The following is a 24,267-nucleotide window of genomic DNA, read 5'->3' as shown; positions in this document are numbered from 1 at the left end:
TGCAAGGGATAGTCGGCCCGGTGCGGCAGGGCGTGTGTTTCAATCTGACTGAAGGGGTTGCGCCACTTTGCGTGCGACCATTGCGGCAAAGATGGCGAAGCCGGTTGCACCTGCAACGCCAAAGGCCGCGCCGATCTGTAGGAGCATGGGCTGATCCAGGATAATCCCGGCACAACACATTCCAATGGCCAGGAAATGGCACATCGCGTGGAACCTGAGCGGACCTTCGGCTGTAAGATCGGACAGCAAGGGCGGCATGCCGGATTTGCCAACGGCATGCATAGACGCAAGAAATGGCATGATGCGCTGCAGCACGCCGCAAAGGAAAGTCAGGAGCCAACCGGCCAGCACCACAAACCCGATCAGTGCAGGCGCATTTGCCAAAGGCCCCCCGGCATAATGGAACCAGGAAAGAAGCAATGCCAAAATCAGAAAGCCCCAGGACACCCGGATCAACAAAAAGGACAGGCCAAGGCGTTTGCGCATGCTGGTTCTCAGCGTTGTGACCATAGTCCACAAATAGACACCGACGGCTCCTGACCCTGCGGCAAGGGCAGGCCAGATCAGCACGTCTGGTGCGCCGATACCGATGCATGAGATCGCCAGCAACGCGATTGCCGCAAGGCCGAGATGTATCCAGCCGGGTGTTGATGGGGGGCTGCGAGACAGGACGAACATCGGGATCAGAACAAGGCTCAGCCCAAGCACCAACACGCCCATGAAACCAAAGCTGGCAAGGGTCAGATGCAAAACTGCGATACCGGTGCGGTCTGCAAGAAATCCTGCTTCGATATCCCAGATCAACATGCTTCCCAAGGTGGCAGCAACGATCAGGAAAACCAGCGCCGCGCACCCATGCCCGGCGATCGCAGGAATGCTGCCAGCACGGCGCAGGTTATCCGCCGTAAGCAGGACAAACACCGCGAGCCCGGCAATAGCCAATACGGTGCCTACCGCCATCAGGGTGCTGTGACTAAGCGCCATCCCCAGACACAGCAGCGCGACGGCAGGAAGCATCAGGGCAAAGCACAAATGGCCGGGCCAGTTGCGGGTCAATGCACGCCGGGTCACGACCGGGAACAACTGCAGGCTGGCCCCGATGGCCGTCATGGTCAAAGTCCCCAGCGTCAGCAAGTGGATCGCAGCAAGGACGGGCCCAGTTCCACCGCGAAAGCCGGCGATGTCGTTTGCGGCAAAAAACATGACTGCCCATGCCAGAAGATGAAAGGCAACCGCTGCACCAAAGAACCTGAACGGGATTGCCGCAGGCAGAAGGCGGTCACCGGCATCACCAAGGAATCCGCCCGCCATGCTCATTGGCTGCGCCTCAGGATCAGCTGGACCTCGTCCTTGTCCGAAGGCCCGTATTCATGCAGCCAGCCCCGACCGGCCAATTCAGGGAACAGATGGATCGGATCCCGGTCGAAGTGTGCAATGATTGGATCGGTTTGACCGGGCTGCGTGATATGCCAAAGAACCGCGATCAGAGGATCGGGCGGAGGCAGTCCCCGCGTATCGATATGCAGGCCATCTGCTGCCTGCCAGTGCTTGCCGGGAATGCCGCCGCTCATCACAGCCCCCTCGCCAGCCGCGCGGTCAATGCCGCGACTGACAAACGCCTGTAGTGCGGTGCAATCATTGTGGTGCGTTGTGGCGATACGGCCTTCTGGATGTGCTTTTCCAACGCGGCAAAGTACGCGTGATCCTCAGCGGAAGCTGTCGACAGGCCAGATATGTCGATCAGAAAGGGCCGGGAATTCGTGCCTGTCACGGCCACTTTCAGCCTGCTGTCGTTCCCATGGCCCTCGCGCGCCACTGCCACGCCAGCCAGGGGGAAGTCAATTGCCTTGCGGACACGGATCTTGCCATACCCAGAAGCCCGTGCTGACTTTGGCATATGAAGCGCAGTCACGATTTCATCCGGCATTAGGCCAAGGTGTGCTGCGCCGTCCTCGACATAGAAGTCGTCCAAGGGAACGCGCCGCCGCCCGGTGGGGCCGGCAATTTCGATTTCAGCGTCATGGACCATCAGCGCAGGGGCAAGATCACCGCTGAACGCCGCGCGACACCGGTTGCCGCTGGGGGCCACGTGGCAGGTGTCGCCGGCGTATTTGAGACAGAAGTCATTGGATTTGCGCCACCAGTGGCTCTGGTTGAAATAGACACAGCGGGTATCCAGGCAGACGTTGCCGCCAATGGTCGCGACCTGCCTGTGGCTTGGTCCGGCCACGGTCGCCGCCGCTTGCGCCAAGGCGGTGTAGTCGCGGTTCAGCAGGTCGGAGTTTTCGATTGCATTCAGAGTGACGCCTGCACCGATGCGCAGGCCTTCCTTGGTTTGCGCGATGCCGTTCAACTCTTCGATGGACGTCAGATCAATCAGCGTTTGTGGTTCGGCAAGTTGCTTTCGAATACGTACAAACAGGTCTGTACCGCCAGCGGACAGCATGGCGCCTGCCTTGGTCTGAAGGGCGTTTACAGCATCCTCAACCGTCGAGGGGCGCATGAGCGTGAACTGCGGCATGGTTTCGGTCATGTCACAGCCTCCTTGCGGCGCTGGCTGCGCTTGTATTTGATCAGTGCTTCCAGGACGCGGTCCGGGGTGAGTGGCAGAAAATCAAGATCCAGACCCATCGCATCAGCGACCGCATTGACCAGTGCGGGGGGAAAGCCCGAAAGCGCCCCTTCGCCAGCCTCCTTGGCGCCGAATGGCCCCAGCGGGTCTATGCTTTCGACAATCTGTACGTCGATAGGAGGTGAATCCTCGATCGTGGGAAAGCGGTAATCGGTGAGGTTCGAATGCGCGGGCAGGCCCTCCAGATAAGCGGTTTCCTCACACAGGCCCTGCGCCATTCCCATCCAGACCGATCCTTCGATCTGGCCCTCGACCGCCAGCGGGTTTATGGCAAATCCGCAATCCAGTGCCGCCCAGACGTGATCGACATTGATTTGCCCCGTGGCTTCGTCAATGCTGACCTCGACCACCTGCGCGGCATAGGAGAACCCCATGGTTGACCCGACCGCGCCGCCGCGGTGCTTGCCGCCCTGTGCCTCCACCGGTGTGGTGAATGTTCCCTTGACAGTGATCGTGCCTTCCTTGGCCAGGGCGGCGATGGCGACGTCGTGAAAGTCGAGCTCTGATTGGGAACTGCCCTTGACGAAGAAAGTCTCCCCGGCGCTCTCAACAGTGTCGACGGGAGTATCAAGGAGTTCCGCCGCAGCGGCGACCAGCTTTGCCCGCATGGCGCGGGCCGCTTCGATGGCGGCGTTACCCACCATGAAAGTAACCCTGCTGGAATAGGATCCGTTGTCCTTGGGGGTGATCACGCTGTCGTTTGCCACCACCCGGATGCGATCCATTGAAACACCGATCACTTCTGCGGCCGCCAGTGCGACAACGGTGCTTGACCCTTGCCCGATGTCCGAGGCTCCGGTCAGGACCGTGATCCCCCCGTCAAAATCGAGCTTCATGGAAACAACGGCATGCGGTTCGCCGGTCCAGTGCACCGGTTTGGCAGCGCCGGATACGTAATGGGAACAGGCCATGCCCAACCCACGACCCTTGCCCATCTTGCCATTGCGTTGGGTCCAGCCGCTGGCCTTTTCAACCTTATCAAGGCATTCGGCAAGACCATATGAATTCACCATCAGTCCGTTTGGCGTGAAAGTGGGCGCCTTCATAAGGTTTGAACGGCGTACACTGAAAGGATCAAGCCCAAGCGCACGGGCCATCCGGTCCAGCAGTACCTCAAATGAATGGCGCACATCGACGGTCCCGTGACCACGCATGGCACCGCAGGGCGGATGATTGGTGTACACGCGGTAACCGTCATACTGGATGTTGGCGATGTCATAGATCCCGTGCAGCAAGGCCCCGGCGTAAAGGATCGTCACGATCCCGTATCCGGCATAGGCGCCACCGCTCATCACCACCTCGCATGAAGTGGCCGTGATCTTACCGTCCTGGGTCAGACCGATCTTCAGTTTCACCTGGGTTCGGGGCCGACCCCGATGCGTGAGAAAGCTTTCCTCACGGCTCAGTTGCATCATCACCTTGCCGCCAGTTTTCCGCGCCAGCAGTGCCACGATGATCTCGAAGTTCAGGGTTTCTGTTCGCGCTCCGAAACCGCCGCCGACAAAGGGCTTCACAACGCGGATTTTCGAACTGTCCATATCAAGGCAACGCGCGAGCGTCAGGTGCACATAGAACGGGACCTGGGTGACGGAATGCAGGGTCAGGCGATCCCGCTCCGGATCGTACTCGGCCAGCGCGGCGTGCGGCTCCATCTGCGCGTGATTGATTTCTGCGCAGTCGAAAGTTGCCTCCTGTACAAGATCCGCTTCGGCAAACCCCTTGGTCGTGTCACCAAAGCTGTGATGGACTTCGCGTTCAAGGTTGCCGGGTTTGTCATCATGCAAAAGGGGTGCATCAGCGGCGCGCGCCTCGGCAGCGGTGAAGCAACCGGGAAGCTCATCGATGTCGAAATCAATAAGGCCGAGCGCTTTCTCAGCCGTCCTTGCATCGGTTGCGGCGACGGCGGCAATCGGCTCCCCGCGATAGCGCAGGCGGTCGCGGGCCATCGGGTATTCGTTCATCGCGATCGGGATGACGCCATAGGTCTTGTCACAATCCTGGCCGGTGATGACGGCTTTGACGCCATCAAGTGCCTCTGCGCGGGATGTGTCGATGGCGCGGATGCGCCCATGACTGACGGGCGCACGCAAGATCCGACCGACCAGCGTTTCGGGGCTGTCCAGATCACCGGTATATTTTGCCTGCCCGGTAACCTTCTCGATGCCATCGACAAGGGGCGCGGGGCGACCGACAAGGGGGTGCGCGGCCTTCTTGTTCATGCCTCTGCTCCGGAGGTGGCGGCGGCCTGCACAGATTTGATGATCTTCGCATAGCCTGTGCAGCGGCACAGGTTGCCTGCAAGGGCGGCCTTGATCTGACTCACATCGGGATCAGCGGTTTCGCGCAAAAGCGCTTCGGCGGCCATGATCATTCCCGGTGTGCAAAAGCCGCATTGCGCGCCGAGGTTTTCATGGAAGGCCCGTTGCAGTGGCGACAATTTCCCGCCTTTGGCTTGTCCTTCTATGGTTTCAACAGTCTTGCCATCACAGAATGCAGCCAGCGTGATGCAGGCGAGTGTTGGCGCGCCATCTACAAGCACGGTACAAGCCCCGCATTCACCACCATCGCAGCCCTTCTTGGTGCCTGTCAGCCGTTGACCGTCGCGCAGAAAGTCAATCAAAAGGAGACTGTCGGGGACCACATTTTCGACGGGGCGTCCGTTGATATTCAAGGTGATAATGCGCTTCATTTCAGCGACCTTTCGATTTTCTATAGGTAAATATCTATTTTGGTACTAATATACCGATTATGACGAAAATTCATAGCCTGTATTTCCGGCGCCGCCTTGTGGATCAACGAATCTTCCGCCGGTGCTTGCAACCGACACCCGGATCGGTTGCAATGGCTCTGCAGTGCGGACCAGATATCGAGAATCCGCAATGACCGGGGTATATTCCGCAAGTTGATGCTTGCGCAGATCGAGGGCAGAATTTTGAGTGAATTACCGGATAACGGGGCCGCTGATATCCCGTTGAAGATCAGCCGGGCCAGTCTCGATTATCTTGATCGGGTCGTTGATCTGGATGCGCGGATCACCGGGCAGCCGAAACCGGACTACTGGCAGGACATTTTCGAGCGGTACGGTTCCCGCCATGTTGAAGAACGCTTTTTCCTCGTCGCTGAAGCACCCGAGGACAGAGATGCGGACATCCTGGGCTTCATCGTCGGAGAGGTGCGGGGTTGGGAATTCGGATCGCAGCCCTGCGGCTGGATTTTCGCGGTGTCCGTTCACCCTGACAATCGCCAGAAGGGAGTTGGCGAGGCGCTTTTCAGATCCATATGTGATGAGTTTCGCAAGATCGACATCACCAAGGTTCGCACAATGGTGCAGCGCGAAAACCCGCTTCATATGGCGTTCTTCAGAAGTGAGGGGATGTTCGCAGGTCCGTACATCCAGTTTGAGATGGACCTTGATGAGTGAAAATTCGCACCACTTCGTGCGTTAGAAAAAGGATGAACCGTGCAAAAATCCAGCCGCCTTGCAATCTATGCCTTGATGGAATTGGCCAGCAATCCGGACCGACAGATCTCCACGGCCGAAATTGGTGACAAGTATCGTGTGTCGTCGCATCATCTGGCGAAGGTCTTCATCACGCTGGGCCGGGCTGGGTTGGTGCAATCGATCCGCGGTGTTGGTGGCGGGTACAGCTTTACCGGGAATGCCAAGCGGCTGACGTTGCTGGATATCATCAGCCTGTTCGAGGACACGACAAACGAGTGCAAGCTCAATGACCCCACGAAGGCAACCGATGAAGAATGGGCAATGTTTGACGTGTCGAAAGAGATCAACGATATGGCCCTTGCGACTTATGGGTCAATCACGATTGCGACCTTGCTCAAGCAGGTGGAGCGGCATCGCAAGCTCAGAGCTCAGAAGAGCGAAGAAATGTCGGTCTGATCCGGCAAGAAACCACTTTCTCAGGCTGGATTGGTCGCTTTTGCGGTCAGACGCGCCCATGTTTCATCGACCTCTTCCTGCAGAAGATTACGATCTGCGTCGTTGAGGTGGCGATACCGTTTTTGCAGGGCAAGATAGTCATCAATCGAGCGGCCCTTTTCCGAAACCGTCATGTTGAGGTGGATGCCGTCGAATACCTCAAGCAACGGGAAAACGCCGGTCTCTACCCCCAGACGTGCGGTAACGACGGCTGCGTCATCCGCAAGACCCCAGCCGGGCAGGCACGGGATGAGGACGATGATTACCTTCATGCCCTTGATCGATTTCGCCTTGGTGATCTTTTCCGCCATGTCGCTCAGGTGTGAGGGGCTGACGGTGGCGATGTAAGGAATACGGTGCGCGGCCAGGATCTCGATCAGGTTCTTTTTCCGGGTCGTTTTGCCAAGGGGCGTGCTTCCTGTTGCTGCGTTTCTTGGCGTGGAGGAGCTTTTTTGCCCGCCGGTGTTCATGTACCCTTCGTTATCGAAACAGACATACAATATGTCTTCGTTCCGCTCTGCAGCCGATGACAGGGCCTGCAATCCGATGTCATAGGTGCCGCCATCGCCCGCAAGGCACAACACGGTGGTATCGTCCCGCCCTTGCGCCTTCAGGGCCCGTTTGACACCGCTTGCCGAGGCAGCAGCAGATTCAAGCGTTCCATGTATGAACGGGGTTTTTGCTGCGCTCATGGGATGGCCGCCCAGAATGACGGCTGAACAGGACGGGGCGACGACGCCGACGGTATCTGTGCCCAGCGTGTTCAGGATGACGCGCATCGAGAGCGCTTCGACGCACCCCGCGCAGGCCACATGCCCTGAACAGAATTGGCCGTTATCGGTGTATTTGATCTTTTCCACGACCTACTCCAACCATTGGGACTGCGCCTGCGGCGCAAGGTTCGGGACTGACTTTGCCAGTGCTTCAAGGCGTTCCACCGACACGCTGACCCCGCCCACGCCTGCCATGTATCCATGCAACTGCGGGGATTGCGCTGCTTCGAAAAGTGCCGACTTCAGTTCCTGATGCAGCACACCGCCTGCCCCGGGCGCGCAATTGCGATCCAGAACGACAGCGTGCGGTATCTGCGACAGTGCCGAACGCAGCAACTCCTCCGGTAGCGGGCGGAAAAGGCGCACTTTCAAAAGGCCAGCTTTGATCCCTTCCGCGCGCAGACGGTCCACAGCTTCCCGGGCCGTGCCACACATGCTGCCCATGGTGACAAACACGACGTCTGCACCATCGATACGGTAGCATTCAATAGGACCGGTCGCGCGGCCAGTCTCCGCCTCCCAGTCTTGCCCTGCTTGCGTCACCAGTGCTTCCACTTCCATCATCGCGGTATGAAGGCTCCTGCGAGACTGGTTCCAGGATTGCTGGTCAACCGGCGCGTTCATGGATCGACCACTGCCATCGCCAAGTGTGATGTCGCGCGTTTGGCGCGGCAAGAAACGGGACACGGTTTTGGCAGATGGAAGGATGACCGGTTCAACGGAATGGGACACATAAAAGGCATCGTGATTGACCATCACAGGCAGGTTAGCCGTTTCAGCGATGCGAAACGCCTGGATCGTCATATCGAGCGATTCCTGTGGTTCCTCCGAATAAAGTTGGACCCATCCGGTATCGCGCTGTGACAGGCTGTCGATCTGATCCGGCCAGAAGCCCCACGGAGAGGCAGGCGTGCGATTGACGTTGAAAAGCACGATGGGCGTGCGTGCGCCTGATGCGTAATGGAGCAGCTCGTGCATCAGCATCAACCCCTGCGACGACGTGGCGGTGAACACCCTTGCGCCCGTGGCGGAGGCCGCAATCGCCGCTGCCATTGCGGAATGCTCCGATTCAGGGGTAAGCAGTTCGGCGTCAAAGTCACCCGCGCTCTTAAATTCGATCAGCTTTTCGAGGATCGGCGTCTGGGGCGTAATCGGGTAAAGCGGTGCCACGTCCGGCCCGGCCAGTCGCACCGCCCAAGCCACGGCGTGATTGCCATTCAGAAGCTCCATGTTCTGGGGAAATGCAGGGGCATTCATAGGCTTTCGTCCTCCTCCATGTGGATGGAGCCGGTCGGGCATTCGGCAACACAAAGGCCGCACCCCTTGCAATAATCAGGATCCACCACATAGCCACCGTCGACCTTTGAGATCGCCACATCGGGGCAATAGAAATAACAATTGTCGCAATAGATGCAGGTCCCGCAACTGAAGCAGCGGGTTGCTTCCCTTCGCGCGTCATCGGCAGTCAGAGGTTTCTGGGCTTCAATAAAGCTTTCAAGCCGTGTCTCTATGGGCTGTAGGGTCTGTCGTGTGCGTTTGTGGGGTTGTTGATATGCGGTGTTGATCCGATCATTCCTGACACTCAGATTGATTTGCGGTGCCGCCTTCGGGGTTGTGTCATCCAGTGCAGCGGCAATGCCTTGAGCGGCTTGCTTGCCCATGCCGATTGCCTCCGTGACGAAGCGGCTCAGACTGGCAAGATCGCCCCCGGCAAAGACGCCCTTGCAACTTGTCTGCATATTACCATCGGTATCGATCACCGGGCCATCCGGGGCCAGCATGTCGCCCCAGTTGACCAGATCGGCATCCTGACCGATTGCGGGGATGATGGTATCCACATGGAGTTTGAATTCACTTCTCCGAAGTGGCGTGACTTCGAAAGTGCGGGTCGCAGTGGCGGGTATGAATTCAACGTGCTGACACTGTGCCGTTACAGCGCCCATTGATTGCGCGGCTTGCAGAAGCATTGCGCCTGTCTCGAACCGCACACCTTCTTCCTTGGCCTCTTCGATTTCGGCGCTCTGTGCGGGCAGTTGATCAATTCCCTCAAGCGTCAGAACGGTAACGTCGCTGCCATGGCGGCGGGCCGTGCGCGAGACATCCATCGCGGCGCTGCCTCCGCCGATCACAAGGACATGCCGGCCAACCCATTGCGCCTGTTCCAGCGCTTCGGCAGCCAGGAACAGAGCGCTGTCGACGACCCATGGCTGGTCGTAGTCGAGCGTGGGCAATTGTTTGGGTCGCGCAGCGCCCGTGGCCAGAAATACGGCAGCATGGCGTTTGCGAAGGACGTTCAGTTTGGCTGCACCGCTGACGTCCTGTCCGATATGAAGCGTTACGCCCATTTCGATGATGCGGTTGATTTCGTCATCCAACACATCGCGGGCCAGTCTGTAAGCGGGGATGCCATAGCGCATCAATCCGCCAAGCTGACCTTTGGCTTCGTACAGGGATACCTGAAACCCCTTGCGCCGCAATTGGTACGCAGCCGACAGGCCGGCCGGGCCGCTGCCGACGATCGCAATGGATTGCGCACGCTCAAGTGCGGGCATCGGGAAACGCCAACCTTCTTGCAAGGCGGTATCTCCGACAAAGCGCTCCAGACTGCATATCCCTACGGTTTCATCATGGTCGCGGCGGTTGCAGGCCGTTTCGCAGGGATGATGGCAAATGCGTCCGGCAATCGCCGGGAACGGGTTATTGTCTGTCAGGGTGACCCACGCGCCATGCAGATCGCCTTCCTTGATCTGGTTCATCCATTCCGCAATCCTGCCGTTCACCGGGCATGCACCCAGACAAGGCGACGGTTGATCCTGATATCGGGGCAGGGCGCTGCGCCATGTACCGGTCATGCGCGACTGACTGGTCAGATGTGTCCAAATAGGGGAATGCATGTCGTCCATGTCTCAGCCTTCCTGTGCAACTGGGGCAAGCAGTTCATATGCCTCGCGGCACGCGGCGACGTTCTGACGTTTCTTGGCAGGCGCGGTGTCTTCGATGATGCGGGCAAGCGTTTCGATGTCCGGCTGACCAAGGGCGGCGCAGAAGCCCCCAAGCAGGGCGGAGTTCACGACTTTCCCCATATTGTTGCGCCGTGCGATGGCTTTCCCGTCGACGCAAACCACGCGTCGGTCGCCCGGGATGTTCAGCGCCTGTGCCGACGATCCAGTGTTGACGACCACAAGCGCGTCTTCGGCAGATTGATCAAGGAACGCGGCTTCCAGCAGACTGGCATCAAAGCACAAAAGTGCGTCGGCTTTGGTTATGTTGCACCGTTGTCTGACCCGCTTTTCATCAACCCGAAGCGACGACATTACAGGCGTGCCACGCCGGGCGCCGCCATAGGTGGAAAATGCCTGCACATACCGCCCCTGCGCAGAAAACGCGCGCGCCAGCAGGTTTCCTGCTGTCTGCGCGCCCTGGCCACCTCTGCCCAGAATGATCATTTCAAGCATGGATGTCACCGGATTCGGGCGTGGAAACAACGCTGGCGCCTTCCCTCAGCTTGAAGCGTTGGATCTTGCCTGTGGCAGTCTTGGGCAAATCCTCTACGGCTTCGACCCACCTCGGATATTTCCAGACGCCAATTTCGGCCTTCACATGGGCTTTCAGATCTTCGAAGAAGTTTTCGGCTTTGCAGGATTTACCAAGGACCACGTATGCCTTGGGTTTGATCAGTCCGTCATCATCCTCATGGGCGACGACGGCTGCTTCGATCACGGAGGGATGCGAAACGATCGCCTGTTCAACTTCAAACGGAGAAACCCAGCGTCCCGACACCTTGAACATGTCATCCGTGCGCCCGCAGTAGTGATAGTAACCCTCTTCGTCGCGGAAGTATTTGTCACCGGTGTTCGTCCATTCCCCCGCAAATGTCGCGCGGGATTTGGCGCGCTGGTTCCAGTACCCGTCCCCGGCCGATCCGCCTGACACCAGCAGCTCTCCCAACTCCCGGTCGGGTACGTCGTGACCCTCATCATCGACCAACCGCAGCCTATAACCAGGGAACTCGCGCCCCGATGTCCCATAGCGGATATCGCCGGGGTGATTTGACAGAAACACGTGAAGCATTTCCGTTGATCCGATCCCGTCCAGCACGGACACACCCATGCGGGTTTCCCAGCTTCGGCCAACGTCTTCGGGCAAACCTTCGCCCGCAGAAATACACAGACGCAACTGCTCCGAACTGTTTTCGGGTATGCAGTCCGGCTCGGCCAGCATCGCGGCGTACAAGGTCGGTACGCCAAAGAACAGGGTTGGGTTGAAACGCTTGAGAATATCAAGGACGGTCGCAGGCGTGGGTCGATCCGGCAGCAGGACTGTCGTCGCACCCACCGACATCGGGATGGCCATGCTGGCACCAAAACCGTAGGCAAAAAACAGCTTTGCCGCGCTGAAGCAGATATCGGTTTGACGGATGCCAAGCACGTGGCGGCCATAGTTATCTGCAACATAGGCCGGGCTCGTATGGACGTGGCGTACGCCTTTGGGCGCACCAGTGGAGCCCGATGAATAGAGCCAGAACGCGGTTTCGTCAGGATCGGTTTCGACGGTTTCAAATGTATCGTCGGCCGCGGCCATCAAGGTCGACAGCAGCGGGTAGGGTTGATCTGTCTGGGTGTCGCCATCGACCACGATCACATGGTCAAGATACGGCAACTGATCAAACAGCGGTCTCACGACGTCCAGCAATCCGGCAGATACGACAAGCGCCTGTGCGCGGCTGTCTTGCAGCATGTAAAGATAGTCTTTGGCCGTCAGGAGCGTGTTGAGACAAACCGGGACGATCCCGGCGCGGATCGCGCCCCAGAAGACGCAAGGATAGTCGACGGTGTCCAGCATCAGAATGGCGATCCGCGTCTCCTGGTGAATATCCAGACCTTTGGTCAGGACATTTGCCACCTTGTTCGTCGCGCGCTGCAATTCGGAGTAGGTCAGCGTGTGTTCGGGATCGACGAAGGCATGCTTGTCACCGTGCCCACGTGTGATGTTCCGATCAACAAGGATCTCCGCAGCATTATAGTGTTTCTTTTTGAACATAGACGCAGCCTCTCAAACCGCTTCCATTTTGCTAAAAGGTATTGTAGTACTATAATACATATTTAAGCTGGAGTGCAATCGCTGAATTGTTTGTGACCCTGATACAGGCGGTTTCGATGGTGGCAGATCAACGCCGCTGACCGCCGCAACATAGAAAGGCGCATGCACTTCAGGGATAACAGAGGCCAAGGGCCGGGACCTGACGATATGGGGCATCCCTGCCTGAAGAACCTGAAAAGGGCCGATGCGACATTCGCCGCCTCTGCCACCTGCTTCGTACAAGGATGCGTGCGGCGCGGGGCAAACGTTGCATCCGCTACGGTCAAGGGAGGAACAAATGACCATATTGAAAACACTGAAAGGAATGCTCGGTGGTGCAGCGCTCGCATTGTGCATGCCACAGGCAGGCCATGCCGCCGACTACACCTTCAACCTGCAAAGCTTTCTGCCGGCGCAGGCCACGATACCCAGCAAGATCATTGATGTCTGGGCAGATGAGGTTCAGCGCGCGTCCGGCGACCGGATCGAAATCAAGCGCTTTGCGTCGATGCAACTGGGCGGCAAGCCGCCCGAGTTGATCGATCAGGTCATTGACGGCGCAATTGACATCACGTGGAACGTCGTCGGCTATACGCCGGGCCGGTTCCCGTCCACGGAAGTCTTTGAATTGCCGTTTCTCGTGACGGACGCGCGTGCTGCGTCTTCAGCCTTTTGGCAAATGATGCAATCGCATATGGAAACGACCGAATTCAAGGACGTCAAGGTGCTGGGTGTCTGGGTCCATGGCCCCGGTGTGATCCATTCGGCTGAGCCTGTTCGCAAACCTGCCGACTTCAATGGCATGAAAGTGCGCGGCGCATCACGGCAGGTAAACGCGCTGCTCAAGGAGTTGGGCGCAACACCGGTCGGCATGCCCGTACCCGCCGTGCCAGAGGCGCTATCCAAGAAGGTCATCAATGGCACGACAATCCCCTGGGAGGTGACCAAGGCGCTCAAAGTGCCGGAGCTTGTCAGCAACCATACGGAGTTCACGGGCCCGATGCTGTATACTGTTACGTTTGTCCTTGTGATGAACCACGACAAATACAACAGCCTGCCCGATGATCTCAAAGCGGTCATCGACGAGAATTCAGGCATGAAGTTCTCTGTTTTTGCGGGGGGCACGCAGCAGGATTACGACGATCCTTCGCGTCAGCTTGCCGTGGACCGTGGCAATAACATCATCACGCTGACTGAGGCTGAATCGGCGGAATGGGCTGCTGCATCAGCGCCAGTCACTTCTGCCTGGGTCGAAGAGATGAAGACCAAGGGAATCGACGGTCAAGCATTGATCGACGAGGCCAAGGCATTGATGGCCGCCTACAAATAATTCTTCGTGTTGCGCCGCATTCCGGCGCAACACCTTTTCCCAACTTTTCTCAGGCTCGGTCGGGGGGCATCCATGCACAGGGTCATGCAAAACGCAGCAAGCATCATCGCAGTGATTGGTGGGCTTGTTCTGGGCAGTCTCATCATCATCACCTGTGTTTCGGTTCTGGGGCGCGCATTGAACGGGATGTTCCATGGATGGATCGCAGAATGGATGCCAGGCCTGTCGACCTGGGCCCTTGATATGGGAGTTGGGCCGATCACGGGTGACTTCGAACTGGTAGAGGCAGGTGTGGCCTTCGCGGTTTTTGCCGCTTTGCCCCTTTGCCAGGTCAACTCCGGACATGCCTCTGTCGATATTCTGGCAAATTCCTTTCCGCCGTGGCTCGATCGGCTGTTGATGATGATCACAGAGATCCTGTTCGCACTGGTGCTTATCCTCATCGCATGGCGGCTGTTTGACGGCATGCTTTCCAAAAGGCGGTACGGCGAAACGACGTTCCTGCTGCAATTTCCGATTTGGTGGGCTTATGCCCTCAGTTTCAGTGGCGCGGTGATGGCGGCCCTTACAGGCGTTTACATGGCCTTAGTGCGAACCGCAGAATTCCTGCTGGGCCACCGGATTATTCGGGACGAACTGGGGCCGGGACTATGAGCCCGCTCGAGATCGGCTTTCTTTCCTTTCCCGCTTTGATGGTGCTGATCTTCATCCGCATCCCAATCGGGCTTTCCATGTTTCTGGTCGGCATCGTCGGACTGACGATTGTCACCGGCAGCACCAACATCGCATTCGCTCGGCTGAAAAGCGAAACCTACTCCACGTTCTCAAGTTACTCCCTGTCGATTGTGCCAATGTTTCTGCTGATGGGCCACTTCGCCACGCTGGGCGGTATGAGTTCGGCGCTGTTCAAGGCGGCGGAAGGTTTTCTGGGCCATCGTCGTGGCGGGGTCGCGATGGCATCTGTGGGGGCTTGCGCAGGATTTGGCGCGATTTGCGGCAGTTCCCTTGCGACGGCGGCCACCATGGGGCGCGTCGCGTTGCCGGAGTTGCGGCAATACGGGTATGCAGGCGGCTTTTCGACCGCGACCCTTGCCGCCGGCGGAACACTTGGCATTCTCATCCCGCCCTCAGTTGTCCTTGTGATCTATGCGATCCTGACCGAACAGAACATCGCGAAGCTGTTTCTTGCCGCCGTGGTGCCTGGCGTGCTGGCAGCCTTTGGATATGTCCTTGCCATCTCGATCTACGTGCGGGTGCATCCGGATGCGGCTGGAACGCGCCCGCCTATCCCTGTCATGGACAGATTTCGCGCGCTTGTGGATGTCTGGCCCGTTCTGCTGGTTTTTGGTCTGGTTGTGGGCGGAATCTATCTGGGGTGGTTCACGCCGACTGAAGGGGCAGCGGTTGGGGCATTTGGGACGGGTCTGATTGCGCTGATCAACGGCGGGCTGAACCGTGAAACACTGGTCGAAAGCTTTCTGACCACCGCACAAAGCACCGCGATGGTGTTTTTCATCATCCTGGGCGCAAGTTTCTATAATGGCTTTCTGGCCTTTACCGAAGTACCGCAACAGCTGTCGGAATTCGTGGTCAGTCAGGGCTTCAGCCCCTGGACGGTCCTGTCGTTGATCCTGATATTCTATCTGATCTTCGGCTGCCTGATGGACAGTCTGTCGATGATCCTGTTGACGATCCCGATCTTTTTTCCGGTGATCCTGGTGCTGGATTTCGGGATGACCGAAGAACATGTCGCGATCTGGTTCGGCATTCTGGTGCTGATCGTGGTCGAAGTCGGCCTGATCACGCCACCCGTGGGGATGAACCTGTTTATTATTAACGCGATGGATACGGAGACACCGATCGTCGAAACCTACAAAGCTGTGGGGTATTTCGTTCTGTCCGATCTGGCGCGCGTGGTCCTGCTGGTTCTGTTCCCGGCAATCACGCTGTTCCTTATTGGCAATTGAAGCGCAGACATCGCGGTGCAAAAGGAGGAGGCGATCGATGACCGGCACGATCATACAGCCCGAAGGCTGGGCCAAGCCAAAAGGATACGCGAACGGTATTCTGGATAAAAATGGCATATTGCACGTTGCGGGCCAGGTAGGGTGGGATGAAAATGAGGTGTTCCAGACACATGACTTCATCGGCCAGATGGCGCAGGCGCTGAAGAACATCCGCGCCATCGTTCTGGCTGCGGGGGGACAGGTGTCGGACGTTGTCAGGCTGACGTGGTATGTGACGGATGCCGAAGACTATCTGATGTATCAAGCGGAAGTGGGGACCGTGTACCGTAAGGTTTTCGGGCACCACTTTCCAGCCATGTCGCTGGTCGTGGTGCGCGGATTGATCGAACCCGGCGCCTTGCTGGAGATCGAAGCAACGGCGGTTCTCGACATCGATTGATAGCCCTTCGGGCGCGCGTCAGACTGGCAGCAGATACCCGGAATGATCCTGAAAGGATCGTATCAATCTTGGCATATCACTGTCTCGCTCTAGCTCAGGCCAATGACCGAGAGGGTGAAGATGGCTGCCACCGAAAGCAAACAGAACCGAATTATCCATATCTCGTCCCTCGTGCTGACGAAAACGGCCGACGGGATGATCGACCCGAAGTTGGTGCTGGCATGGCTGCTGAATGCCATCGGCGCGCCGGGATACCTTGTCGGGTTGTTGGTGCCAACCCGCGAGGCTGGTGCGCTTTTGCCGCAGCTTCTTCTGGCGCGCCTGATTGAGCGGAGCAAAAGGCGAAAGAAATTCTGGGTTGCGGGATCGGCGATTCAAGGTGTGTGTGCGCTTGGCATGGCAGGGGCCGCATATTTGTTTTCCGGTGCTTTGGCAGGCTGGCTGATCCTGCTTTTCCTTGCCGTGCTGGCCGTTGCGCGATCCGCTTGTTCGGCTAGCTACAAGGACGTGCTGGCCCGCACCGTCAAGAAAGGTCAGCGGGGCAAGATCTCCGGGGCTGCGGGCACGATTGCTGCTGTTGCCGTGTTTGCATTTGCCATTCTGCTAAGCGTCGACATCCTGCCCTTGAACGCTGGTGTGATTTCAGGTGTGGTCGCGCTTGCCGGCATGTTCTGGCTGTTGGGTGCCGGTGCGTTTTCGCAACTTGATGAACCTGAAGACGAAACTGCAAGTGCCGACAACCGCAGCCTGAGCTCCTTGCTGGAACCCTTGCAGGACGATCCGGAACTGCAGACCTACATCGCTGCGCGAGCGCTGTTGATTTCAACGGCACTTGCGCCGCCCTTTCTGGTCCTGCTTGGCAATGTGCAAACATCTGACTTGGGCAATCTGGGCGTCCTGATGATTGCATCATCGGTGGCCGCGATCCTGTCGTCTTATCTGTGGGGCGCCTTTGCCGACCGGTCTAGCCGACAGACCCTGATGGCCGCTGGCGCGGTTTCCGCCGTCACTCTGATCTTTTCGGCGGTTGCAGGGATTATCGGAATGGGAAACAGCAGCAACTGGTTCATTCCCGCGTTCGTTTTCATTGCGCAGATTGCCTATCATGGCGCGCGGGCAGGTCGGAAAACGCACCTTACCGACATGGATACAGACGGGAGGAAGTCGGTCTATACGGCGCTGTCGAACACGGTCATCGGTATCATGCTTCTGATGGGAGGTGCGCTTGGACTGATCAGTGATCTTTTCGGGCCGCAATTTGTACTGGCCATTCTGGGCTGCCTGAGCGGTCTGGCCGTGCTGGTGGCTTACCGCCTGTCAGAGGTGCAGGCGGAGACAACCTGAAGTGACCGCTGTTCAAGCAGGCCGCACGAAAAAGACCGGCCAGCCTACTTACAAGACCCCATAGGCGCAGACTGCGTCGGCGACCCTGCGGTATCCGGCGATGTTTGCACCCCTGCGATAGTTGATCTGATCGCCGTCCCGGCCCTCTGCTGCGGCGGTGTCGTGAATACGTTGCATGATGTCCTTCAGTGCAGCGTCAACTTCCTCGGAAGTCAGGAAGCGGCGGTAGGAGTTCTGGCTCATCTCCAGACCGGATATCGCGACACCACCTGCATTGGTGGCCTTGCCGGGGGCGTATGTGACGCCTGCGTCCTGCAATGCCTGTGCCGCACCGGAGGTAAGGGGCATGTTCGCGCCTTCAACAAGCAGTTTCAGACCGCTTTCGACCGCGTTCTTTGCATCATCTTCGTTCATTTCGTTTTGCGTCGCACAGGGCATGGCGATTTCGGCGTCGGTCAGCCCCCATGGCTTAAGACCTTCGCGGAAGTCGAGCTTGAGGTGCGCAGGCGCGCCGTCAAGGGAGGCCCCCGCCGCCTTTTGCCCGCGTAGCCATTCCAGGCTTTCCGAAGTCAGTCCGTCTTCTGCCAGAACCACGCCGCTGCTGTCGGAAAGGGAGATCACAGTTGCACCCATGGATATGGCCTTTTCAGCAGCATGTGTCGCGACATTTCCCATGCCGGATATGGCAATGCGCTTACCCTCGATCTGCTGGTCACGGCGCATCAACACGCAGGCGGTGAAATACAGCACGCCATACCCTGTCGCCTCAACGCGCATCTTGCTCCCGCCAAAGCTGCCGCCCTTGCCCGTCAGCGCGCCATGGAACCGCTGTGCGAATTTCTTGTAGGCACCGAAAAGATATCCGATCTCCCGGGTGCCGACGTTTATATCGCCCGCGGGGACATCCTGATCCGGCCCGATGTGATGCGCGAGTTCCCCCATGAACGCCTGACAAAAGCGCATGATCTCGCGGTCGCTGCGGCCTGAGGGGTCAAAGTCCGAACCACCCTTGCCGCCGCCCAAAGGCAGACCCGTCAATGCGTTCTTGAACGTCTGCTCAAACGCCAGGAACTTGAGCACTGATGGGTTCACACTTGGATGAAAACGCAGGCCACCCTTGTAGGGGCCGATTGCATTCGACATCTGGACGCGCCACCCGCGATTGATTTGCAGCTGGCCTGCATCATCTTCCCACACAACGCGGAAGCCGATGATGCGGTCGGGTTCTGTAAGACGTTCGAAAACGTGGGCCTGCGCATAGGCTGAATTTGCCTTTTCGATGGTCAAGACATCGCAAGCAACCTCTTCGACGGCTTGCAGGAATTCATCCTGTCCTGTGTTGCGCGCCGCGACACGTTCCATGAATTCCGCAACAAGGGTTTCCCTCGAGGCCATCCTGTCTCCTTGGCTATTCGCTGCCGACCTGCAGCCGATCCATTTGTTTTAGCGCACGGTGGCTCTAGGTCCATCAGGATGCAGCGCGGCCAGCCCCGCAGCCACGCGCATCGAATTTGGGAATGGACTGACTGTGGCAGGACGCGATCTAACAGACGGCCCGGTGTCGAAAGCGCTGGCAAGCGTATCTGCACCGATGTCATTCGGCATCCTTTCGGTGTTGAGCGTGGGTGTCGTGGATTCCTACTTCCTGGGGCAACTGGGGGGCACCCCCTTGGCGGCAATCGGGTTCATTTTTCCGGTCGTGACGGCATTTTCCTCCCTTGCCATCGGGCTTTCTGCCGGTGGCAACACGATGGTTTCCCAAAGTCTGGGTCGGGAGGACGATCCGGAAACAACTGCACGGTATGCTTTGCATGCGGTCGGGTTCAGCGTGCTGCTCGCAGCGCTGCTGGCTGGCTTGGTCTTTCTCTTTTACCCGGCATTGTTCAGCCTGATGGGGGCAAGCCCGAAGGTTCTGGACGAGATCGCGCTCTACATGCCGTACTGGGCGCTTTCCTTTCCGTTGCTGGCTATGATGATGATCGTCAATGCGATCTTTCGCGCGCACGGCAGCGGTGCTTTGTCCGCGGGGATCATGTTTCTGGCCGCAATCGTGAATATCGGACTTGATCCGCTGCTGATCTTCGGATGGGGGCCGATACCGTCGCTGGGTACCGAAGGGGCTGCGATGGCGTCAGCCGCCGGGCGCGGCGTGGCAGTGCTTGCGGCGGTCTTCTTTGCCATCAGGTATGGGTATCTGGACGTGACGGTGGCGTGCTGGGTCAAGGTGTGGGATTCCCTCAAGCAGTTGGTCGAGGTCGGCGCACCTGCCGCGTTTTCCAACGCGATCAATCCTGCCGGCATGGCGCTGGTCACTGCTGCGGTCGCAACACTGGGCGATGCGGCGGTTGCGGGATTTGGGGCGGCGACACGGGTGCAGGCGCTTGCGATGGTTGCGATGTTCGCCTTGTCCTCCGGCATCGGGCCAGTCGTGGGGCAGAATTGGGGGGCAGAGAAATCTGAAAGGGCACGCCTTGCGCTGTGGCAGGCCTGGATATTCTGTCTGGGCTACGGCGTTGCCGTCGGTGTTGTGCTTTCCGTTTTTGCACCCGTGATTGCCTCCGCGATTGCCTCTGACGCGTCAGCGGCACAATACACGCGCGAATATCTGATGTTCGTCGGCTGGAGCCTTTTTGGCTACGGGTTTGTCGTGGTTACAAATGCGGCGATGAACGCGCGGTCCAAGGCGTTGCATTCCATGGGTCTGAGCCTGATCCGTATCTTTGCGATATATCTGCCGCTGGCATGGATCGGGGTGTTGTCCCTTGGCTTCGTCGGGATATTGGCTGCAACGATTGCGACAAATGTCATTGCTGCGTTTCTTGCTGTTGTCGCCGCACGCGCGGTCGGTCTGCTTGAAACCGATCTTGGCCTTGTCGCGCGACCGGCACGTTTTGTCACAAGCTTCCAGCGGGACTGAGCAGGATCAGGATACAGATCGCCATGAACTGATGGTCCTGAGCATCTTAAATGATCCTTACAGCGCAGATACATTCGCTTTGCCATTTGCAAAGGACAGACGCCATAGTGCTGGCAGAACCATGAGATGATTAACCAAGGGGCGGCCAGTGTTTGATCCGGACGTCGGACATATGTCGGGGCCGCGCCTTCTTCACAAGGCGGGGGTTGGTCTGGACACAATAGGCAGGGGCGCTGATGAACTGGGATGAATTCGCTCAATGGGGCAAGCACATATCTGATTGGGCAGCTGATTATCACAAGACATTGGGTGACCGCCCGGTGCGCGCACAGACAGCCCCGGGCGAGATCGCGGCGCAATTACCGCAAACGGCCCCCGAAACGGGGGAGGCAATGGACGCCATCATGGCGGATTTCGAACAGATCGTGATGCCCGGCATGACACATTGGCAGCATCCGCGTTTCTTTGCCTACTTTCCCGCAAATGCGGCCCCGCCCTCCATGCTGGCCGAATTCCTGATCTCGACCGTCGCGGCACAATGCATGCTCTGGCAGACCTCTCCGGCAGCGACGGAGGTGGAAGGCGTGATGGTGGATTGGTTGCGTCAGGCGTTGGAGTTGCCGGATCGCTATACGGGCGTCATTCAGGACAGCGCGTCCTCAGCGACGCTTTCGGCAGTCCTGACCATGCGGGAACGGGCCACCGGCTATACCGGTAATCGGGAGGGTCTGTTTGGCAAGGGCCACCTGCGGATTTACTGTTCCGAGCAGGTCCATACCTCGATTGATCGTGCGTGTTGGGTGGCGGGCATCGGGCAGAACAATCTGGTCAAGATCGGTTGCGGCACCAGCGGGCACGCTTATGAAATGGATCCCTGTGAGCTTCAGTCGCGGATCACCGAGGATCGCAAGGCGGGGCATGTCCCCGCTGGCATCATCGCGATCACCGGGGGGACGGGGATTGGCGCCTGGGATTTCCTTGATCAGATCGCCGAGATAGCGCGAGCCGAGGACCTTTACACGCATTTGGATGCTGCATGGGCTGGCGCTGCGATGATCTGTCCGGAGTATCGGGATGAATTCTGGGTGGGTGCAGACCGGTTCGACAGCATCGTGTTCAACCCCCACAAGTGGCTCGGTGCGCAGTTTGATTGTTCTGTCCAGTTTCTTGCCGATGCTGGGCCACAACTGAACACGCTCAGGATTGAGCCGGAATACCTCAAGACATCTGGCGATGCGGTGACGAACTATTCGGAATGGACGATCCCGCTGGGGCGGCGTTTCCGGGCGTTGAAGATATGGTTCCTGCTGCGGGCATATGGTCTGGAGGAGTTGCGCAACCGCATTCGCAATCACGTCGCTTGGGCGCGGGAGTTGTGTGAAGAGATCCGCAGGATGGAAGGGTTCGAAATTGTTACCGAACCCATTCTTAGTCTCTTTACCTTTCGATGTCCCGGAGACGACGCCGCACAGCAAAGGCTGGTCGACTCGCTGAATGATGACGGACGCATCTATCTGACCCAAGGTATGCATGAGGGCCGCAAGGTGATCCGGTTTCAGGTTGGCCAGTTCGAAACGACGCGTCAGGATGTCATGCTGGCCGCGGAGGTTATTGCCGAGGTGTCATCGGAGATCTGATCAGGGTTTGATCAAGGCATCGGGGGCAGGTGATGGCACGGCGGTATAAGCTTCGCTCGGGATGAATACCAATTCCCGCAGCATCAAGGTTTCGCGATCAGCGGGCGCAAGGGCCTCCATTGCCGAATCGACGGCATCGAAGACCAGTTGCCGATCAATTTGCTTACTGCAGATGTAGGGCAGACCGGGGGTGGGCGCGGTGCTTTCGAATACGGTGACGAATTCTCCTGCTGCTTCGTAGGTAGAAAGCAGCGCCCAGGTGACTGCGTCAATGGCTGCAATATCCGCTGATCCGTCGGCAACCGCCCTGACAGACGCCGCATGCGCGCCAGTCACGATGACCTCTGCGAACAGCGTATCGGCCTGGCGGCTTGCTTCGGCAAGCGCGGCAAATCCGGATTGGGATCCATATTCGTTGATGGCTGCGCGCGCGCCATTGAAACGCGCAAGCGTGTTTCGCGGATCATTTCGGCGCTTGATCAAAACGGAGTTGTAGTAGCCTGGTGCGCATCCGGCCACACCGTAATCCGGGGTGCCGATGATCTGCACCTTCCCATGCAAGTGCCTCCGATACGGCATGCCGCAGGTCTGGCTGAGGATCAGGTCAGGCGCTGTCCAGAAGTCCAAGCCAACGCCGTTTGCGTTCAGTGACGCGGTGGCCTTGATCCCGACTTCAAGCAATTGCTCCCTGATCAAGGACCAATACCGCGTGTGCGCCGCGCGCAGCGCAGGCAGGTCGTACATTGGCAAACTGGCTTTCATCAAGGTGCTTTCCCGCGTGACGCCCCGCCAGTATGGGGCAATCCAACCACGTCGTCACGTTACGTCGGACCTGTAATCAACACATGCCTTTCCCGATCAGATTGCCTAGGTATAGCGAAACGATTGCCCCCGCTTGAGGCCAACACAAGGAAACGGTTCATGGAAGAAATTGTCATTCTTGACGGCGCGCGCACTGCCGTCGGTACCTTTGGCGGCAGCCTTGCTGCGACGCCGCCCACTGCGCTGGGCACACATGTCGCCAAAGCGGCGATGGAACGGTCAGGCGTGACACCCGATCAGATCGGACATGTTGCGATGGGACATGTGATCAACACGGAACCGCGCGACATGTACCTGTCGCGTGTCACGGCGATCGAGGCAGGCATCCCCGATGGCACGCCTGCGATGAACGTGAATCGCCTGTGTGGCTCCGGATTGCAGGCAATTGTATCCTGCACACAGAACCTGATGCTTGGTGATGCGTCGTTCGCGTTGGCAGGCGGCGCCGAAAGCATGTCGCGTGGTCCGCATATCATGCAATCGGCGCGCTTTGGTCAAAAGATGGGGGATACGGTTGCCACCGACATGATGCTGAATGCGCTGATGTGTCCTTTCGGGACGGGGCATATGGGCGTAACGGCAGAGAATGTCGCACGCGAACACGGGATCAGCCGGGAAGATCAGGATGCCTTCGCGATGGAAAGCCAGCGCCGCGCGCAGCAGGCGATCAGCGACGGCGTCTTCGCTTCTCAAATCGCGCCTTTGGAGATCCAGGTGAAGCGGCAGGCGGTGATGTTTGACACCGATGAGCATCCTAAGGCTACCTCCATGGAAGCGCTTGCAGGTCTGCGTCCTGCATTCGCAAAAGAAGGCAGCGTGACCGCAGGTAATGCGTCGGGTATCAATGATGGTGCGGCGGCAGTGGTGCTTGCGACGGCAGCAGCAGCGGCGGAGGCCGGACTGAAGCCACGGGCGCGCATACTGGGGTACGCGCACGCAGGAGTCCGCCCAGAAGTCATGGGCATCGGCCCGGTGCCAGCGGTTCAGACGCTCCTGCAAAAACTGGACATGAAGGTCAGTGATTTCGACGTGGTGGAGTCAAATGAGGCTTTCGCTGCACAGGCTTGTGCCGTGTCCAGGGAACTTGGGTTCTCCGCCGAGCAGGTCAATCCCAATGGTGGCGCGATTGCGCTGGGCCATCCGGTGGGGGCCACTGGGGCCATCATCATGGTCAAGGCGCTGTATGAACTGGAGCGCCGGGGCGGGGGCCGTGCGATCTGCACCATGTGCATTGGTGGCGGTCAGGGTATTGCGGTGGCGATTGAAGCGCTCTGATCCTTTCGCTGGCCTTGTTTCAGGGGCGCGCCATCCGGTGCGCCCCTTTTTCATGTGGCTGTACTTCCGCAATGCGATGGGATAGGCGGCAGCCTTTGACCCCACACACCCTCCA

At 58.5% G+C, this 24,267-nt stretch carries 22 protein-coding genes; 10 read left to right on the top strand and 12 right to left on the bottom strand.

Going from position 1 to position 24,267, the window contains the following annotated elements; translation table 11 throughout:
• Positions 1-39: 39 nt before the first annotated feature.
• The 5 genes from AB4X18_RS07010 to AB4X18_RS06990 are packed head-to-tail and all read right to left on the bottom strand — an operon-like array spanning position 40 to position 5,321.
• Positions 40-1,317 carry a hypothetical protein gene (locus AB4X18_RS07010; RefSeq protein ID WP_370399415.1) on the bottom strand — a complete coding sequence of 426 codons (1,278 nt, stop codon included), beginning with the start codon at positions 1,315-1,317 and terminating at the stop codon, positions 40-42.
• Positions 1,314-1,571, bottom strand: coding sequence for a DUF2249 domain-containing protein (locus AB4X18_RS07005; RefSeq protein ID WP_370399414.1), 258 nt, complete (start codon positions 1,569-1,571; stop codon positions 1,314-1,316). Before AB4X18_RS07005 ends, AB4X18_RS07010 begins: the two co-directional genes overlap by 4 nt.
• Positions 1,571-2,533 carry a 4-hydroxybenzoyl-CoA reductase subunit beta gene (hcrB, locus tag AB4X18_RS07000; protein WP_432817226.1) on the bottom strand — a complete coding sequence of 321 codons (963 nt, stop codon included), beginning with the start codon at positions 2,531-2,533 and terminating at the stop codon, positions 1,571-1,573. Before hcrB ends, AB4X18_RS07005 begins: the two co-directional genes overlap by 1 nt.
• The gene (hcrA, locus tag AB4X18_RS06995) at positions 2,530-4,851 is read right to left on the bottom strand and encodes a 4-hydroxybenzoyl-CoA reductase subunit alpha (RefSeq protein ID WP_432817225.1); all 2,322 of its coding nucleotides are present in this window, start codon (positions 4,849-4,851) and stop codon (positions 2,530-2,532) included. Before hcrA ends, hcrB begins: the two co-directional genes overlap by 4 nt.
• Positions 4,848-5,321, bottom strand: coding sequence for a (2Fe-2S)-binding protein (locus AB4X18_RS06990; RefSeq protein WP_370399410.1), 474 nt, complete (start codon positions 5,319-5,321; stop codon positions 4,848-4,850). The genes hcrA and AB4X18_RS06990 overlap by 4 nt, the downstream gene beginning before the upstream one ends.
• Before the next feature lie 243 nt (positions 5,322-5,564).
• Here AB4X18_RS06990 and AB4X18_RS06985 point away from each other — a divergent pair, with 243 nt between their 5' ends.
• Both AB4X18_RS06985 and AB4X18_RS06980 read left to right on the top strand, forming a co-directional pair.
• On the top strand, positions 5,565-6,053 hold the full coding sequence (locus AB4X18_RS06985; protein ID WP_370399409.1) for a GNAT family N-acetyltransferase: 489 nt from the start codon (positions 5,565-5,567) through the stop codon (positions 6,051-6,053).
• Positions 6,054-6,092: 39 nt separating this feature from the next.
• A complete protein-coding gene (locus AB4X18_RS06980) occupies positions 6,093-6,530 on the top strand; it encodes an Rrf2 family transcriptional regulator (RefSeq protein WP_370399408.1) in 438 nt (145 codons plus the stop codon).
• Between the two features lie 20 nt (positions 6,531-6,550).
• Here AB4X18_RS06980 and AB4X18_RS06975 read toward each other — a convergent pair whose 3' ends face one another.
• Genes AB4X18_RS06975 through AB4X18_RS06955 form a run of 5 tightly spaced genes read right to left on the bottom strand, consistent with a single transcriptional unit; the run spans position 6,551 to position 12,382 of the window.
• Positions 6,551-7,429 carry a thiamine pyrophosphate-dependent enzyme gene (locus tag AB4X18_RS06975; RefSeq protein WP_370399407.1) on the bottom strand — a complete coding sequence of 293 codons (879 nt, stop codon included), beginning with the start codon at positions 7,427-7,429 and terminating at the stop codon, positions 6,551-6,553.
• Between the two features lie 3 nt (positions 7,430-7,432).
• On the bottom strand, positions 7,433-8,599 hold the full coding sequence (locus AB4X18_RS06970) for a transketolase C-terminal domain-containing protein (protein ID WP_370399406.1): 1,167 nt from the start codon (positions 8,597-8,599) through the stop codon (positions 7,433-7,435).
• On the bottom strand, positions 8,596-10,245 hold the full coding sequence (locus AB4X18_RS06965) for an NAD(P)-binding protein (protein ID WP_432817224.1): 1,650 nt from the start codon (positions 10,243-10,245) through the stop codon (positions 8,596-8,598). The genes AB4X18_RS06970 and AB4X18_RS06965 overlap by 4 nt, the downstream gene beginning before the upstream one ends.
• Positions 10,246-10,248: 3 nt before the next feature.
• Entirely contained in the window at positions 10,249-10,797 is a 549-nt protein-coding gene (locus tag AB4X18_RS06960; protein WP_370399404.1) for a 2-oxoacid:acceptor oxidoreductase family protein, read from the bottom strand.
• Entirely contained in the window at positions 10,790-12,382 is a 1,593-nt protein-coding gene (locus AB4X18_RS06955; RefSeq protein WP_370399403.1) for a benzoate-CoA ligase family protein, read from the bottom strand. Before AB4X18_RS06955 ends, AB4X18_RS06960 begins: the two co-directional genes overlap by 8 nt.
• A 337-nt stretch (positions 12,383-12,719) precedes the next feature.
• Between AB4X18_RS06955 and AB4X18_RS06950 the strand changes: the two genes are divergently transcribed.
• The 5 genes from AB4X18_RS06950 to AB4X18_RS06930 all read left to right on the top strand — a co-directional run bounded on the left by AB4X18_RS06950 (position 12,720) and on the right by AB4X18_RS06930 (position 17,501).
• Positions 12,720-13,751 carry a TRAP transporter substrate-binding protein gene (locus AB4X18_RS06950; RefSeq protein ID WP_370399402.1) on the top strand — a complete coding sequence of 344 codons (1,032 nt, stop codon included), beginning with the start codon at positions 12,720-12,722 and terminating at the stop codon, positions 13,749-13,751.
• 84 nt (positions 13,752-13,835) lie between these two features.
• Positions 13,836-14,405: a TRAP transporter small permease gene (locus tag AB4X18_RS06945; protein WP_370399401.1), complete on the top strand. Its 570-nt coding sequence runs from the start codon at positions 13,836-13,838 to the stop codon at positions 14,403-14,405.
• Positions 14,402-15,718, top strand: a complete 1,317-nt coding sequence (locus AB4X18_RS06940; protein WP_432817223.1) for a TRAP transporter large permease — start codon at positions 14,402-14,404, stop codon at positions 15,716-15,718. Before AB4X18_RS06945 ends, AB4X18_RS06940 begins: the two co-directional genes overlap by 4 nt.
• Positions 15,719-15,755: 37 nt before the next feature.
• Complete coding sequence (locus AB4X18_RS06935) at positions 15,756-16,157, top strand: RidA family protein (protein WP_370399400.1); 402 nt, start codon at positions 15,756-15,758, stop codon at positions 16,155-16,157.
• Between the two features lie 120 nt (positions 16,158-16,277).
• Positions 16,278-17,501 (top strand): MFS transporter, encoded by a 1,224-nt coding sequence (locus AB4X18_RS06930; RefSeq protein ID WP_370399399.1) that lies wholly within the window; start codon positions 16,278-16,280, stop codon positions 17,499-17,501.
• Between the two features lie 48 nt (positions 17,502-17,549).
• Here the strand turns inward: AB4X18_RS06930 and gdhA are convergent, their stop codons facing one another.
• On the bottom strand, positions 17,550-18,896 hold the full coding sequence (gdhA, locus tag AB4X18_RS06925) for an NADP-specific glutamate dehydrogenase (RefSeq protein ID WP_370399398.1): 1,347 nt from the start codon (positions 18,894-18,896) through the stop codon (positions 17,550-17,552).
• A gap of 133 nt (positions 18,897-19,029) precedes the next feature.
• Between gdhA and AB4X18_RS06920 the strand changes: the two genes are divergently transcribed.
• Together AB4X18_RS06920 and AB4X18_RS06915 are read left to right on the top strand one after the other, a co-directional pair.
• Positions 19,030-20,418: an MATE family efflux transporter gene (locus AB4X18_RS06920; RefSeq protein WP_370399397.1), complete on the top strand. Its 1,389-nt coding sequence runs from the start codon at positions 19,030-19,032 to the stop codon at positions 20,416-20,418.
• A 236-nt stretch (positions 20,419-20,654) separates the two neighbouring features.
• On the top strand, positions 20,655-22,055 hold the full coding sequence (locus AB4X18_RS06915) for a pyridoxal phosphate-dependent decarboxylase family protein (RefSeq protein WP_432817222.1): 1,401 nt from the start codon (positions 20,655-20,657) through the stop codon (positions 22,053-22,055).
• Here AB4X18_RS06915 and AB4X18_RS06910 read toward each other — a convergent pair whose 3' ends face one another.
• Entirely contained in the window at positions 22,056-22,817 is a 762-nt protein-coding gene (locus tag AB4X18_RS06910; RefSeq protein WP_370399395.1) for a phosphate/phosphite/phosphonate ABC transporter substrate-binding protein, read from the bottom strand.
• A gap of 159 nt (positions 22,818-22,976) precedes the next feature.
• Between AB4X18_RS06910 and bktB the strand changes: the two genes are divergently transcribed.
• Positions 22,977-24,152 carry a beta-ketothiolase BktB gene (bktB, locus tag AB4X18_RS06905; RefSeq protein ID WP_370399394.1) on the top strand — a complete coding sequence of 392 codons (1,176 nt, stop codon included), beginning with the start codon at positions 22,977-22,979 and terminating at the stop codon, positions 24,150-24,152.
• Positions 24,153-24,267 lie beyond the last annotated feature (115 nt).

Source organism: Sulfitobacter rhodophyticola, assembly GCF_041281685.2.
In the GTDB taxonomy this organism is placed as follows: domain Bacteria; phylum Pseudomonadota; class Alphaproteobacteria; order Rhodobacterales; family Rhodobacteraceae; genus Sulfitobacter.
Note: the sequence above shows the minus strand (reverse complement) of the source record. Positions and strands in the feature narration are given on the sequence as shown.